Here is a 14,781-nt window from a genome sequence, read left to right as displayed (position 1 = left end):
GGGTCCTCCAAATCACGATTAGTTGTCTCATTTCAAAAACTTTCTGCGATATAACCGGTATCCGATCATTAACAATCCGCCAAACAGCAGCAGAGAAATCATGATCACAACAATAAAAAATTGATTCTGAATATTAAAAAGTCGGGTGAAGCTCTTTTGCTGCTCCTCTGTGTAGCGATAATCGCTATCCACTGTTTCCGGTGTATAGTCCAGGCTTAGAGGTTGTCCATTAATAGAAATCATTCCATCTAATGAGGAGATTGTGTTCTGATCAGTAACGACCTGATGCTCTTCTTGCTTATAATCGGCAAAAGAAACCCAATTCCGTTCCAGACTTTGCAGCATTTCTTCAAGCTGACGCTCATCCTCGGGCATGTCGACGGTGATTACAGTATCCATCGGCAATTGCGGTATCACTTTATTGGATGTATGCAAAGCTTGAAGAAATTCCAGCGGAACGCTATATAAAGAGGATGGAAAGGATTTAGAGGTGTCGCTCTGCTCCATATAATCAATCTGTTCATCCGGATACAACACCACGGAATCAAAAAAGCTCATCCCCGCTTCTGAATACTCTTTGTCATACGACCAATGCATTTCTGCTCCGACTCCAAGCGGCCCAAGCCCGTTTTCGGCCAACAGATTGATGAAATCATTCATCTTTCCTTTAAGCGTATGGTCACTGGAGCTTATCGTTGGCATCACCACTGGGGCATTGACCAGAATGCTTCCATTGCTGGATTGCACACTTTTCATAGCCACTAAATAACGCTGCATGGCCGGATAGTCGGTATTGCTGAACACAGGCCGCACACTTGCAAGAAACGGAATCCCCAGTTGATACAGCCGCTCACCCGTTTCTGCCAGCAGTCGCAGATCGGAGAAAGGATAGATTTCTTTGATCGCAAGGTACATTTTAGGAGCAGCAGCAGTGATATGTAGCCAATCCTTCAGAACATACGCCATTCCTAGCGTACTGATATTCCCTTGTTCAAAATATGGGGCATATGTATCATTCCCCTTACTCACAGCGTACGGTGCTTGCAGACCCTCCTCCGCAAAAGAGAGTTTCCCAAAGGATTTGACCGCCTGACTCGCTACAATATAAGGCATATCCTGCACCTTAGCTTGAATTCCGGAGAACTGTCCAATTTCGAGCTCAGCACTCCCGTCATAGATCACATCAGTGGTTAGCTGTAACGCCTTCGTTAGACTAGCGGGTGGGTTGTACCCTATATGCAAATATTGCCCCTGATAATGCTCCCAATCCTCTATATAGGATTTATTCGTGATCGAAATATCCGCTTCGTTACGGACCATGATCACTCTGGAGTAATTTTTCAGCATCCCCTGCTCGTATTGATCTAGGCTTCGAAGTGTAACCTTTGTCGAGTAAGCTGCCAGCAGACGTTGAAGTTCAGTCACATTTCCATCCTTAAAGGTCCCCTTGGCAAGGCTGTCATAGAGTAGTAAGACTTGTTGTGGCGATGCAGCAGATTGAACAGGAGTGGCGGGCAGCAATAGGATGGTTAAGCTCAGCGTCAGCAGCAATATACAGTATAAGATCCCTCTGCGCTTCAAACACTCACATCCTTTTGAGGCTTTGTAAATGGACTAGACATGGTGGGGCTCTCGTTAACCGGCTTTTTGCGATTTTTGGAGAATCTGCGTCCGATCACACTAGATACTGTCAAAAAGGTCACCAAATCAAAAGATAAAGTGAACAAGAATTCATGCTTGGAAATGTCGGCATCACCGGCACCGATAATCGATACAAAAATGCCTGAAAGACCAATGCCTATCGTAGCGACAATCAATACCATCCGCTGCAATCCTCTAAAATTGCGTGCCTTAATGGCTGTTACAAAGGAAGGCATATACAGACCGATGACAAGCACTGTCCAAAGGAAGATAAAACCTATCGTTCGTGGTGCTAAAGCTTTTTTCAGCTGACTATATCCAGTAAAAAAATGACTCTGTGCTCGAAATTCCTTCCCAACGGATTGCTCGTAATTGCCCATCGCCGCTGGTTTGATCGAGAATGCACTTTGAGCAGCTACATTAAGAATCGAGTTAAGCTGATCCGGATTCGATATATAGTATTTAAGGATCGAAACAAATCCGTAACGACTGTAAAAGTTCTCTTGGAGGATCGGTGAATTCACATCAATAGTTCCGTATTTCTCGTAGTAAATGCTATTTTTCAAGATGGCATATTGTTCATCAATATCGAATGACTTCAATGCCTTCTCCGGATCGGAGGAATCCTTCAGCACCCCTCGGGTCATGGCATGGAACTGGTTAATATTCACGAACTCATCCGAGATATTCAAATAAGTGAACACACCTGCGAACAGGATCAAGGCAAGGGAAACCAGGGTCAGAATACGAAAGATCTTATCCCTGCGAATCCAAAGGATTGAACACCCCAGAACCGCAATGATTATACCCACTGGCGCATTTTGCTGTTTGGAAGTAGTCAGGATGATCGTACTGATCAAGAACAGGGCCAGCAGCACATAGTCATTGTATCTTTTTTGATATAACAACAACCAAGCTGCGAACATAGTAATCATCGTGATCATCACGACGCTCTCGCCGTAAAAGGAGTTGAAATAAGCGGTATACCCGGTATCTCCAAATATAAAAATAGCAATACCTGCAGTGACCCATCCCTGCTTGCGGGTCATCCCCCATGTAATAGCCTCTATTAATAAGTAGATCGCCGCAGCATATAAAATCGTGTAAATGACTGCTTGAAACCGGATATCGAAAACCTCGCTGCTAAAAAACAGCTTATTAAGTCCAATGGCCAGCTGAATAAATAGGGACTGTGAAGAAAATAATGTCGCGCCATTCTCATTAAAATAATGAAAGATTCCATATTGCTTTACAAAATAACCAAAGTATTGCTCGTCATAATCCGGCAGATTGAAATAAATTCCGTTACTATAGATGCTGCGAAAAAAATCACCATTATCCGCCATTCCGACATACGGGGCGGTAAATAAGGCGATGATGGTTATAAGCAACACTCCAAAAGCAGTGATAAAAGCCGGGGACAATGGCAACGGTAGGTTAGCGAGTGTCATCCCCTGCCTCAGAGGTGATTTCACCGTGTTGTTTATCATGCAGATTCACCTTCGTTACTATAGGTTTAAATTAATAGACATAGGCCAATGCTGCCATCAGATTGTCAAAGGAATAGGCTTGGCCACTAGCTACATCGCCGAAGCCTCCATACAGTGAGCTGCCGGCATCGGTTATTCTGAACTCGTTCATTCTTTCAATGCTTTTGCGATAGAGTGCATCGTCTCCGATCTCGGCACCAATCATAGCCGTAATGGCGTAAATGGCTGTTGAGCGAATATCGTTAAGCGGCTTTCCCTCACGCGAATATTGTCCATATAATGTGCCAGCCTCGACCTGCTGCTTGATAAAATTAATGCTGGAGGATTTCTGCTGGTCTACCTCTGCCAAAGCCAGAATAGACAGTAGCGATTCTACTGTATTGATATTCTCCGAACTATAGGTTCCACTCTCATAATTAAACCTTGTTTCATAGAAGGGAAACTCATCTGATAAATATCCATCTTTCAGAATAACGCTCATATTATTCAACAAAAAGTCACGAGATTCTCCAGAAACCGACAATTTTCGCATTGTACCTAAATCAATATAACATAAAGTAACGAATGTGTTGGCTTTTTTGTAATTTTCATCATAGAAGTCATACATATATCCATTTTTTACATTATAGTTATAAAACCTCTCACCATACTTAGCCGCTTCTTCTGTATATTGTTTATCTCTAAACGTATCCCCCGCTTCATAAAGCGCACGAATGATACGTAAGTCATCAACTGCAGCATTCACAGGATATAATTTCTGCTGTTTAGGGCTATACCGGTAGCTAAAACCACCCTTCATATCAAAGGTTTGCTTAGCCAGCGCCCATTCTTCTGCAAATCGCTCTTTCTCACCACTCCGTACGGCTGCCAGCATCCTCAGAGAGGCAGACTCACTTAGAATCTCATGGCCGCTTGCTGCTTCCCCGGATTGCTCTGTTTCAATTAAATTCGTATAAACACCGGACGAGCCGGTAAGCTTCGTAACAATAAATTGCTCTAAAGCATCCAATTCCTGTGAAGGGTCCCCCATATCATTATTAGCCGAACCCGTAGGATTCGGTGGCTCTGTTGTATGAACATTCGCGGAGGGCGAGGGTGTTGATGCCGGCATTGCTGTTTGCTCGCATGCTGTTAATGCTGTAAAACCTGTAAGTACCACTATAGCAACAGCTATCTCTTTCCTCAAAAAATCACCTCTCTAAGCATCTGCTTATATTGCCTAGTATTATCTATAACGGTAATATACATCACATCCTTAATCCAAATGTTAAATTTATGAAACCATTAGATGAAAAAAAGGAGGCATCCACACGCCTTCTGACGAGCAGATCCTCCTTTTTCTGTAATTTACTTACTTTATTCCATACGTTCCCAAAAACGATGGGCAGTAATGGCCGCAACGAAGCTAGCCGCAAAAACTTCCCCACCATCGCCTATTATGACTCCCGGACTGCTTCTATGTTCATCTGTTGCAAGCAGCTCAGCAAGTATTGTCGTCATCGCGATAGGTTTAAAATGTGCATAGGCTTGGTTGAGGAATAACGCTGCATCTTTATGGAATTTCTTGCGTTCCGCATTTCCACCCGCCGCATAAATCGCATCGAAGAGCACCGAATCTGTAGTGGACAAGGTATGGATGACTTCAAGCTCTGTGCCGCTTGAGCCTTTAATAAATCCAAGCTTATCACTGATTAGCTCCGGTTGTATCCCAGCTCCCATAAGCGTGTCCAACACAGGCATTACCGCAGCTTCATCAAAACCATCTCCGATAATCACGCCTACTTTCCGCGTGTTGGGATGTTTTTTCGTATTAGCCTGACTTAAGGCAGGGGAAGCTTGAGTAACCTCGGAACCGCCAACTTCTGGAGCCGCTACTCCAATGGCTTCTGCCACAGGTACAGCAAGCTCGGAGGTAATGTTAGCAAGCATATTTACGACCTGCTGTCGGACCGACTTACTCTTAACCTTTCCAAGCTCAAAAGAATAAGCTTCGATAATATGCAATTGTTCCGGAGGGCTCATACTATTCCAGAATAACTTGGCTTGTGAAAAATGATCCTCAAAGCTTTTACTCCGGCTCCGTACCTTACGGCCCTCAACCTTTTCTTGATAATGCACATAACCGCCTTCTGCCTCTGGGACAGGTCTCGGCGTATTTTGGGCCAGAGAATTATTATGATAACTCACAGTGCCCTGATTAATCATCTGCCGCCCATATCCGTCACGCTGGTTGTTGTGGAAAGGACACACCGGTCTATTAATCGGCAGTTCATGAAAGTTAGGACCCCCAAGCCGAATCAGCTGGGTATCCGTATAAGAGAACAATCTGCCCTGAAGTAGCGGGTCATTGGTGAAATCAATCCCTGGCACTACATGTCCAGGGTGGAAAGCCACCTGCTCCGTTTCGGCAAAAACATTATCCACGTTGCGGTTCAAGGTCATTTTCCCAACGATCTGCACGGGCACGTCTTCCTCTGGCCATAGCTTTGTAGGGTCCAGCACATCGAAATCAAACTTGAATTCGTCTTCTTCACTAAGAAGCTGAATGCCCAGCTCGTATTCCGGAAAGTTGCCGGCTTCAATCGATTCCCATAAATCACGGCGGTGAAAGTCAGGGTCCGCTCCGGATATTTTCTGTGCTTCGTCCCACACCAAAGAGTGTACACCAAGCACTGGTTTCCAATGGAATTTAACAAAATGCGCTTTCCCCTGTTCATTGATCAGACGGAAGGTGTGAACTCCAAACCCTTCCATCATCCGGAAGCTGCGCGGAATGGCGCGGTCGGACATCAGCCACATCGCCATATGGGCCGATTCCTGATTATTGGCGATGAAATCCCAGAAGGTATCATGGGCTGATGCTGCCTGAGGCATTTCATTATGCGGCTCCGGCTTAAGCGCATGCACTAGATCAGGGAATTTAATCGCATCCTGTATAAAAAAGACCGGCATATTATTGCCTACCAAATCATAGTTGCCTTCTTCGGTATAAAATTTGGTCGAGAAGCCCCGGGCATCCCGCACAGTTTCGGCTGAACCCCGTGATCCTGCTACCGTTGAGAACCGGACAAACACCGGGGTCTTCACGGACGGATCTTGAAGGAATTTCGCCTTCGTATATTCTTTCAACGATTTATATACTTCAAACTCCCCGTGGGCGGCAAATCCGCGTGCATGCACGATCCGCTCAGGAATCCGCTCGTGATCGAAATGGGTCATTTTTTCCCGAAAATGAAAATCCTCCAGCAAGGTTGGCCCCCGGTCACCGGCTTTTAGGGAGAACTCATCCTCGGACACTTTCAATCCCTGATTGGTTGTTAAAGCGTGACCTTCGTCCTTACTGCGAAACTGTTCCAGTTGCTCATTTTTGCTATTTCCGTTCACTTTTTGCTGTTCACTCATTAACAATGGCTCCTTCCGAAAGGTAGAGTAACGATAATATTCATCTCTTACCCTTAAGGAAGGAACAGCAAACAAAAAGAAGCGGAATTCCGAGAAGCCATTCTCCCGAAAATCCGCTTTACTCGCTTATCACTGACCTAACCTTTAATTCTCCGATACGTCTCTTCATCCGAAACAATATATAATCTAGCCTCTTTAGGAATAGGCTGGTCCAGCTTGCGATTGATGCTAAGGTCACTACGATCCGAGAGTAAAGTTGCACCTTGAAGGAGCAATTCCTGAAACGCCTGCCCATAGGTCTTCCATGCACTATTCACTGGAATCTCATAAATATCATCCCCATACTGGCGGCTCAGCAGCTGCGTAATCACCTCTGAATTCCCCTCTTGCAGAGCGGATCGGACAGCCAATCTAGAAATGGCATCATGCGACAGAACGAATTCATTGACCTGAACATGCCTGAAATTCTGTATATTCTTCTCCTGCATAATTTCTACGGTAGTATGTACTTGTGGCGCTATGCGCTCAATGCTGGAGGCGATAAGCAGAGACTTCCCGTCAATTAGCGATGCTTCATCAATCCGTGTGTCTCCGAACACAATGGCTGCCCTGGCTTCGTGTATGTTAGCTTTAAGGAGAATCTCATCGCTGGAAGCATCACCGCTTACAAAGTGGACCTGTTCCATATGCTCCAGCGGATGCCGTCCTATCTCATCAATGATGACGATATGACATTTAGGTGAATAACATAACACCTCATCTACCGCAGCTTGCGCTTTCTTACTCCAATTGATTAATATCACATGATCCTTTCCCCGGAAGCTCAATGTTCCTGCTCCTCTCCTTCTCTGCACCTCTGCAATAGAGTCAATAACCTTGCCAATAACCAAGCTGAGAAGACCAATCCCAAAAATATATAGAAACATGGTGAATAGCTTACCCACTACCGTCTCGGCAAAATAATCCCCATACCCAACGGTGGCCATCGTTGTCATGACCCAATAGAAGGCATTAAACCAGTTGTGGAATGTACTCGGTTCAAGCAGGTAAGCTATCGATGCGCTAAGAATTATAAAGATCAAAATAATCAGACCGATCGACCGTTTGCGTAAACGCATCATCCTGGTGGATATTCTCAGAAAAAAATGCATCTGCCATCCCTTCCTCACATTAATAAAGCTGCCTCTCGAGGTTATTACTGAGGGCAGCCTTATCCATGTCCATCTGCGATTTTTGAACTAAACAATCAAACTGCTGACTGCAAATGCTGTGCCGATAAACACCAAGCAGAGCATAGTGCCTACTGCCACATTGCCTTTTTCCAGATGTTCTGAAATTTTAAAGCTTGGGGTCGCCAATTCAAAAATCCAGTAAGCAGCGATGAGGCATACATAACCGACAGCAAACCAAATGATCATATGCAGAATAGAGGTATTCGTATACGCCGCTACTCCAATGATAATTGCTGTAGCGAGAAATTTGCCGCCAAGCGCTAGAGCTACAGCCACATTTCCTTTTTTCAGCTCTTCCATATCCTTGAACGGGGTCATCAAGCCAAAGATAACCATACCCAACAATTGCAGAAGAATAATCACAAATATACTGACTATTAAATTAACAACAATCGTCACTTTGCCCACCCCCGAAATTTCGCATATGCCGAGTCATAATCGGCGAAATCATGTACTTCCTCAAGGACTACGGAAGCGGTCTTTTCTTTCTCTAATGCTGCATAACGCTCATCGTCTATCGGCTGCTTGATCCGGTTGCCGGAAGGCAGCTCAAGGACGGCAAAGTTTCTTGTCTTCTCATTATATTTTGTCTTGTATACTCCTACAAGATCAACATCTGTAGTTACCGATACCTTAAGGTTGGTAAGATCCTCGACTGCTGTTTTTTCATCGGGATACGATTTAATGGTCGTCCAGGAAGAGAGGCGGACTTCATTGCGTTGGTCGGCATCTGTGATCAGCTCAGCGTCCATGAACTGCAGTGTCCATATTTTATCGCCAGTAGCATAATTCTCATCATTCGGCAGCAGCTCATTATCCGGCAACACCGTCATATCGCTACCAATTAGATCACCTACAGTACTCTCCACAACCCGGTAATCCCAAGGTACCCGTGCAACACTGTCAGAAGTTTCGGCAGTGCCTGAATCAAACACACTCCCCTGATTACTGGAACATGCACTAAGCAGCAATACCGTTAGAAGCATCATACATAAAGCCCCGATCCGGGCCTTTACTAATCTAGTAGACGACTTGTTTATAGCCTTACTTTTATCCAACTATCTCACTCCCAACGCGATAAAATGACTGGCATTGCCCGTAATCAGTCCGCCAGCCCGGCCGAGCAGCCCACACGGCTTCCCATTAATGACGAACATGCCTGTCAGTAGGTGGAATTCACCTTCGGCGGTGTGTATTCGGGCTAGTTCAGCTCTTTTTTGATATACAGAGGGAAAAAGCTGACTGCTATCATAACCCTCTTCGTCCTCAATTTCTAGAGTTCCACTATCGTCAAAGAGACGTACAGAACCGCCTTCGCGGCCAAATACAGATTTGGACACAAAGCTGCCAGAGAACACAGGCTTATTATAAGTAGGCAAAATATAACGTGAGATCGCCTCACGCTCTTCATTGTCAAATAATAAGCCAAGCTCATACATTCCCCACACAGCTGCAATCAATCCCTTAGACTGCAACAGGATACTGTGTGGTCCATTAAAAAGCTGAAGATTTCCCTGTTCAACAGCATAGGCAAGTGCATCTCCACCCTCATCGACGGCCATCCACTCTTTAGGATATAGGGCGAACATCCGCTTTATCACCCGGTCCTCCCCGTCCTTCAGAATGCCCTCATCGACCCACAGATCGAGACAGTCCACACACTGAATAGTAAGCCCGCTATGTCTGGCCAAGGCTTCAATCGTACCCGAATCTTCAAGATGAGAGCCATAAGCAACACAAGCTGCGGTATCTGGTCGTTCTATCTGCCAGGCTGCGGCAAGTTGTTCCTTCATCGCATGATTTGGACTAGTCACACCCGCCTGTTCACAGATCCAAGGTGTTGCTATGGAAGCCTCCACATAACCTGTAGGTGTATCGGCATTCAGTTCCAGAAGCTTGATGGTTCCATCATTAGCTATCGCAAAATCGAACCTTGCATACCGACTGATTAGACCTTCTTCTGGAATAGGAAACCCGTCAAGCATCTCCCAAAGAACAGGAGGAATGCCCAGCAGCTCATACAAATCGCGTTTTAGATGTATATACCGAACCGCTTTATCGAGGATAGCCCACAGCTTTGCGGAGGCTTCCTCAAGCTCTTTATAAATGTCGCTGCGCATCACAGCTATTGCATCCATCCAGTACTCTTCTTCCTCTAGATCTGCCCAAGTGAACCCAAGCTCATGCAGCGCTTGTACCCGTGGGCCCCGCTCCAGATCAGACAAATCTAGAATCTCAAACACGCTCTGCTGATCACTCATCCGCCGAAACCACTCTTACTGGAACCAGATCTCGATGAAGATTTCGAGCCTGAGCTTGATTTAGAGTTCTTCGAAGAGTTTAAGCCACTGGAAGTGCCACCGATTCCGTTCTTTGAAGAGGAACCTCTTCTCGTGATGGAACCCGTGGATGAGGTTGAGGTTTTAGGTTTCACTACAGAACCGGGCACCTTTTTATTCTGGAACTTTTCGCTGCTATAAGTAGGTGGTTTATAAGTGGTTCTCGTGCCTCCATAATAGGTAGGACGGTCCTTAGCCCATCCTCTGGAGGAGTAATTGGCACCGCTGTTAAACAACATGTGATACAGAAGCAAATCCGTCCAGCCAAAACCTGAATGATAACCGCCATAGTTATTCACTACCGTTGTTCCGTTTGAAGTTACTACGCCTTGGCCTTGCTCCTCTACCTCTTTCGTACCTTCTTCGGGGTAGGGAATATTCCAATCCACATTTTTATCAAAATAAGCTTTAACCTCTTCATTAGACCAAGAGACTAGCTGTGGTTCGCCCGCAGAAGTATTCGCGCTAGCTCCCGCTCCGCCAGGAATAAACATAGCATTCGCTAATAAGGCTATGCCTAGCGATGTTGATAATACACGGATGGGTTTGCCATCTGCGGTAAATAATTTTGATGCAGGCAATTCCTTATCCCTTTCTTCTTTAGCCATCGTAAGGTTCTCCTTCCCTGATGATCTTCTATCCCTCAGTGTGCATCGGAACAAGCAAAAGCTCCAGCTTGCCTTCATCCACATTCAGTCGTCCTTCAACCGCCTCATATTCCTTACTGCCCACCACTATATAATTGACATGTTCAAGTGCAGTTATCATATTCATGCTCCACGTACGCTCTTCAATCACTCGTAGATCACCTTCTGGCATTTTTTCGATTAAAACTACACTCATCCCGTTATCCATTATTACCATTCCTTCCTTATATCTGCTATAGCATCTGATACGTTTTTATCACCTTTTCGTTTCAGTTCTAAGCTTGTATAGATTGCCCAGTATTACTTTTGGAATAAGAACGTCTATATAAAAGGAGAACTCCTAACGAACACAAGCTGACAAGAAGCAACAGTCCGTATACATGCTCATAGGCTTTTGCCGGCGCAAGATCACGCTGAGCATGCAGCAACAGCCCACAGACCGCAACAGATACAGAACCTCCAAAGAACTGAATCAGTTGTAAAAGCCCCATACCTGAACCAATCCAAGTTCGCGGAAGAACCCGAGAAGCTTCATTATTTAAGGATGCCATTGTCGCCGAGAAGGCCGGAGAGAAGCAAAGATAACCAAGCAGAAGAACTACAGGAGATACAGAAAGGTTCAGCGCAAATGCAGCCATAACAGCGGCAAGAATACAATGCCCTATGATTAAGAAGCGCAAGTTGCCATACCGGTCAATAAAACGTCCAACAAAACGGGTAAGAAATGCGGATAATAACGCACCTGGTGCGATAAACAAACCAATCATCAACGCGGATTTACCAAACAGATTAGCGAGCACAAGCGGCATCAGGAACAAATTCCCCAAGTTCAGCACCAGAATACAAAAGCCTATGGTAACTAGCTTCAAGTATCCCGGCATTTTTAGCAGCTGCGGGTTAATAAAGGATTCCTTCGCCTTCTTCAAATACCAAGCGTGCACGATAATAGACACTACGCCCACTGCCAACCATACCAGAGATTGGGTGGTTACGGCTACCAGCAGACTTGCTGCATTTACAACGGTCAGCGCCGCCCCAATAACGTCAAAGCTTGCAGGCTGCGGCTGTTCCTTAGGTAATAACCGCAGTAGTACTGGCAATACAACAAGCACAAGGCAAGTAATTCCGAATAACCCGTTCCAGCCAAAATACTGACTGATGACACCACCAAAAATCGGGCCCAAACCAAAGGCCATTGCACTCCCTGCGGAGATCATGGCGATAGCCGCACCACGTCTTTCAATAGGCACATAACGGCTAGCCAGTACGAGACCCAATCCAGCCATCGCACCCGCGCCAGCAGATTGTACTATTCTCGTTATCAATAATGTATTAAAGTCATGCGCAAATAATCCAAACACTGAGGCCAACCCAAGAGTAATTAAGCCAACGGTCAAAAGTCTCCGAATCGGCACCACGTCTGATAAGCGGCTATAAATAACCGTCGATAAAGCATATCCAATCGAATAGCTCGAAATTACCCATGAACCTAGATCAGCAGAAATTTGGAGATCCTGAATAATGGTTGGAAGTGATACATTAAACATCGTTGTGTTCATCACTACGATAAAAAGGCACACGGTCCATAATGGCATGACTACTTTATCATTCATTACTACTTTCTCATTCATTCCTATCCATCCCTGTCCTAATTTATCTATACAAGCTTATCTAAGTTTATGCCTATAAAATCAGGATGGCAATTGGAATAGGGGGATTTAGACTATTTACGCCACATCAATCCGCACAACAATTCAAACAACTCCATGTAGTTGCGTGGATTTTTGCCCGTCAATGTATGAATGCGATTAAGCCGGTAGTTCAGTGTATTTCGGTGAATATTCAGCTTCTGTACAGTACGATTATGGTCCCCATTCTCAGCAATAAATACTTGCAGCGTTTCAATCAGGCCTGTCTTATCGCCCGACTGATCCAGCAGAGCATAAATCGTTCCAGGCCGTTCCGCCCCGTCATAGGAGAGATGAATTAAGAATTTTAGTTCCTCATAAGTGTACAGTTTCTTGAGCGGGTCGACTCTACTACCAACACTAATCGCCGCCTGGGCCTGTTCAAGTGAATAAGCAGCTAACTCCTCTGCTTCGCCAGAACCTATTCGCCCCACATTCGCACATGAATTTAGTTTTCCTATAAGCTCTTTATAAAGAAAAATATCCGTTATGAAAAAAACCGCCTTATCATTCTCCAAATTCCAGTAATGTGGATAAGACCTAAATACATTTTTGAATTCTTTTCCGTTCACATCGCCTTCCACAAGGATCGCCCAGCATTTTTTCTTAAGATCAAGCCCATAGCTGCCCGCCCGTTCCAGAAACTCAAGATCATATGCTTCTTTACGATAAGACAATTCATGATAAAATTTCACACGTTTTACTCGCTCATCCTGTTCCAGCTTGTTCCTTGCTTCCTGCTCAATAAGTAATATAGTAGTGACTCTGACCAGCTTACTAAACGGCCTAACCTCATCTGGATGTCCCGTAATACCTACCACACCCAAAACTTTATGATCTATAATAATGGGTTCATTCACCCCCGGCTTCATGCCGCTGCCATCCTCGTACACTTCAAAGACATGCCCACTTTGAATGGCTATTCTCGCTCCCTCATGTAAGGTTCCGACCCGTTTGAGATCTCCGCTTCCTACAATAAAGCCGCTCTCATCCATAACATTAATGTTATAAGGAACTACGCTCATCATTTCTTGTGCTATTTGTCCTGCAAGTGATTTCGATATCTTCATGTCTGTACCTCCTGTCCCTTTATATTCTACTCAGAAAGCTTCTACCTTAAAAAAGAAAAAGGGGCTGACTCCGTTCAGTCAGCCCCTCTATCACTTTGTATAATTCAATCAGCTTCCTTGGTTCAGCATGACTAACCTAGCCACATTCTCAGCCGTTCTTTCCAGATTCTCTTGGCCTTTATTCAAGGCATCCTCCAATGAAGCTGCACCTGGCATGATGCCAAAAATAGCATCGATCCCTTTATCATACAACACTTCCGTCTGATCGCCGATCCGTCCCGCAAAAGCCAGCACAGGTTTATTATATTTCTTAGCTACCTCAGCAACGCCAAGCGGAGTCTTGCCATATTGGGTCTGGAAATCGATGCTTCCTTCCCCGGTCCACACCATGTCCGCCTGCTGCACTTTTTCTTCAAGTCCAGTATAGTCGATCACAAGCTCAATGCCTTTTTTTAATATTCCGTTTAAGAACACCACCAGTCCTGCCCCAAGGCCACCCGCTGCACCAGCACCAGGCATATCTATAATATCGAAACCCAATTGCTCTTTGATGACACTCGCATAATGATGCAGATTGCTGTCCAGCTGTTTGATCATATCCGAAGTAGCCCCTTTTTGCGGACCAAATACATTGGAAGCCCCAGTCGGACCACATAATGGATTCGTAACGTCGCAGGCCACTTCAACCTGTACATCCTTAAGGCGAGGGTCAAATCCACTCAGATCAATACGGGCTAATCTGCCGAGCTCACCACCACCAAACAACAGCTCATTGCCTTCGGCATCCAGCAGCCTGCCGCCTAATGCCTGCACCATCCCGGCGCCTCCGTCATTGGTGGCACTGCCACCGATACCGATCAGCAGCTTGCTGACCCCACGATCAAGACATGCTTTGATTAATTGTCCTGTCCCGTAGGTGGTTGTAATCAACGGGTTACGTGTCTCAGGGGATACCAGCTGAATGCCACTCGCACTAGCCATTTCCAGCACCCCTGTCAGCCCGTCTCCTGTGATTCCGTAGGATGCGCTAACCTCATTGCCCAGTGGCCCTTTAACTTTTGTTATATATACTGTACCTTCCGTTGCATCGACCAAGGACTGCATCGTTCCTTCGCCGCCATCTGCCATGGGTACATGAATACAAGTAATATTAGAATTTACTTTGTGAATGCCTTTTTCCATGGCTTCACAAGCTTCTTTGGCTGTCATGCTTTCCTTGAAAGAATCCGGTGCCAATACGATGACAAAGTCTTTATTCATAGAATATCCGTC

General features: G+C 45.3%; 13 protein-coding genes. All 13 read right to left on the bottom strand.

The window, feature by feature from the left end; genetic code table 11:
* Positions 1-27: 27 nt before the first annotated feature.
* The 13 genes from MKY14_RS28050 to MKY14_RS27990 all read right to left on the bottom strand — a co-directional run bounded on the left by MKY14_RS28050 (position 28) and on the right by MKY14_RS27990 (position 14,769).
* On the bottom strand, positions 28-1,581 hold the full coding sequence (locus tag MKY14_RS28050; protein ID WP_340977836.1) for a hypothetical protein: 1,554 nt from the start codon (positions 1,579-1,581) through the stop codon (positions 28-30).
* The gene (gene wsfD / locus MKY14_RS28045) at positions 1,578-3,131 is read right to left on the bottom strand and encodes a glycan biosynthesis hexose transferase WsfD (protein WP_340977834.1); all 1,554 of its coding nucleotides are present in this window, start codon (positions 3,129-3,131) and stop codon (positions 1,578-1,580) included. The genes MKY14_RS28050 and wsfD overlap by 4 nt, the downstream gene beginning before the upstream one ends.
* Positions 3,132-3,162: 31 nt before the next feature.
* On the bottom strand, positions 3,163-4,317 hold the full coding sequence (locus tag MKY14_RS28040) for a glycosyl hydrolase family 8 (RefSeq protein ID WP_340977832.1): 1,155 nt from the start codon (positions 4,315-4,317) through the stop codon (positions 3,163-3,165).
* Between the two features lie 170 nt (positions 4,318-4,487).
* Complete coding sequence (locus tag MKY14_RS28035) at positions 4,488-6,533, bottom strand: catalase (protein ID WP_340977830.1); 2,046 nt, start codon at positions 6,531-6,533, stop codon at positions 4,488-4,490.
* Positions 6,534-6,670: 137 nt separating this feature from the next.
* On the bottom strand, positions 6,671-7,684 hold the full coding sequence (locus MKY14_RS28030) for a potassium channel protein (RefSeq protein WP_076181897.1): 1,014 nt from the start codon (positions 7,682-7,684) through the stop codon (positions 6,671-6,673).
* Positions 7,685-7,771: 87 nt separating this feature from the next.
* Positions 7,772-8,164: a DUF350 domain-containing protein gene (locus tag MKY14_RS28025; protein ID WP_038573772.1), complete on the bottom strand. Its 393-nt coding sequence runs from the start codon at positions 8,162-8,164 to the stop codon at positions 7,772-7,774.
* Positions 8,161-8,754 carry a hypothetical protein gene (locus MKY14_RS28020; RefSeq protein WP_232061559.1) on the bottom strand — a complete coding sequence of 198 codons (594 nt, stop codon included), beginning with the start codon at positions 8,752-8,754 and terminating at the stop codon, positions 8,161-8,163. Before MKY14_RS28020 ends, MKY14_RS28025 begins: the two co-directional genes overlap by 4 nt.
* 69 nt (positions 8,755-8,823) lie before the next feature.
* Complete coding sequence (locus MKY14_RS28015; RefSeq protein WP_076181895.1) at positions 8,824-10,026, bottom strand: glutathionylspermidine synthase family protein; 1,203 nt, start codon at positions 10,024-10,026, stop codon at positions 8,824-8,826.
* Complete coding sequence (locus tag MKY14_RS28010) at positions 10,023-10,712, bottom strand: hypothetical protein (protein WP_076124098.1); 690 nt, start codon at positions 10,710-10,712, stop codon at positions 10,023-10,025. Before MKY14_RS28010 ends, MKY14_RS28015 begins: the two co-directional genes overlap by 4 nt.
* A gap of 28 nt (positions 10,713-10,740) precedes the next feature.
* On the bottom strand, positions 10,741-10,959 hold the full coding sequence (locus tag MKY14_RS28005; RefSeq protein ID WP_036682196.1) for a hypothetical protein: 219 nt from the start codon (positions 10,957-10,959) through the stop codon (positions 10,741-10,743).
* A 67-nt stretch (positions 10,960-11,026) separates the two neighbouring features.
* On the bottom strand, positions 11,027-12,382 hold the full coding sequence (locus MKY14_RS28000; protein WP_256720958.1) for an MFS transporter: 1,356 nt from the start codon (positions 12,380-12,382) through the stop codon (positions 11,027-11,029).
* Between the two features lie 92 nt (positions 12,383-12,474).
* On the bottom strand, positions 12,475-13,509 hold the full coding sequence (locus tag MKY14_RS27995; protein WP_076301496.1) for a CdaR family transcriptional regulator: 1,035 nt from the start codon (positions 13,507-13,509) through the stop codon (positions 12,475-12,477).
* Positions 13,510-13,617: 108 nt separating this feature from the next.
* Positions 13,618-14,769, bottom strand: a complete 1,152-nt coding sequence (locus tag MKY14_RS27990) for a glycerate kinase family protein (protein WP_076132736.1) — start codon at positions 14,767-14,769, stop codon at positions 13,618-13,620.
* Positions 14,770-14,781 lie beyond the last annotated feature (12 nt).

This window comes from Paenibacillus sp. FSL R5-0887 (genome assembly GCF_038002305.1).
Lineage (GTDB): Bacteria > Bacillota > Bacilli > Paenibacillales > Paenibacillaceae > Paenibacillus_AQ > Paenibacillus_AQ odorifer.
Note: the sequence above shows the minus strand (reverse complement) of the source record. Positions and strands in the feature narration are given on the sequence as shown.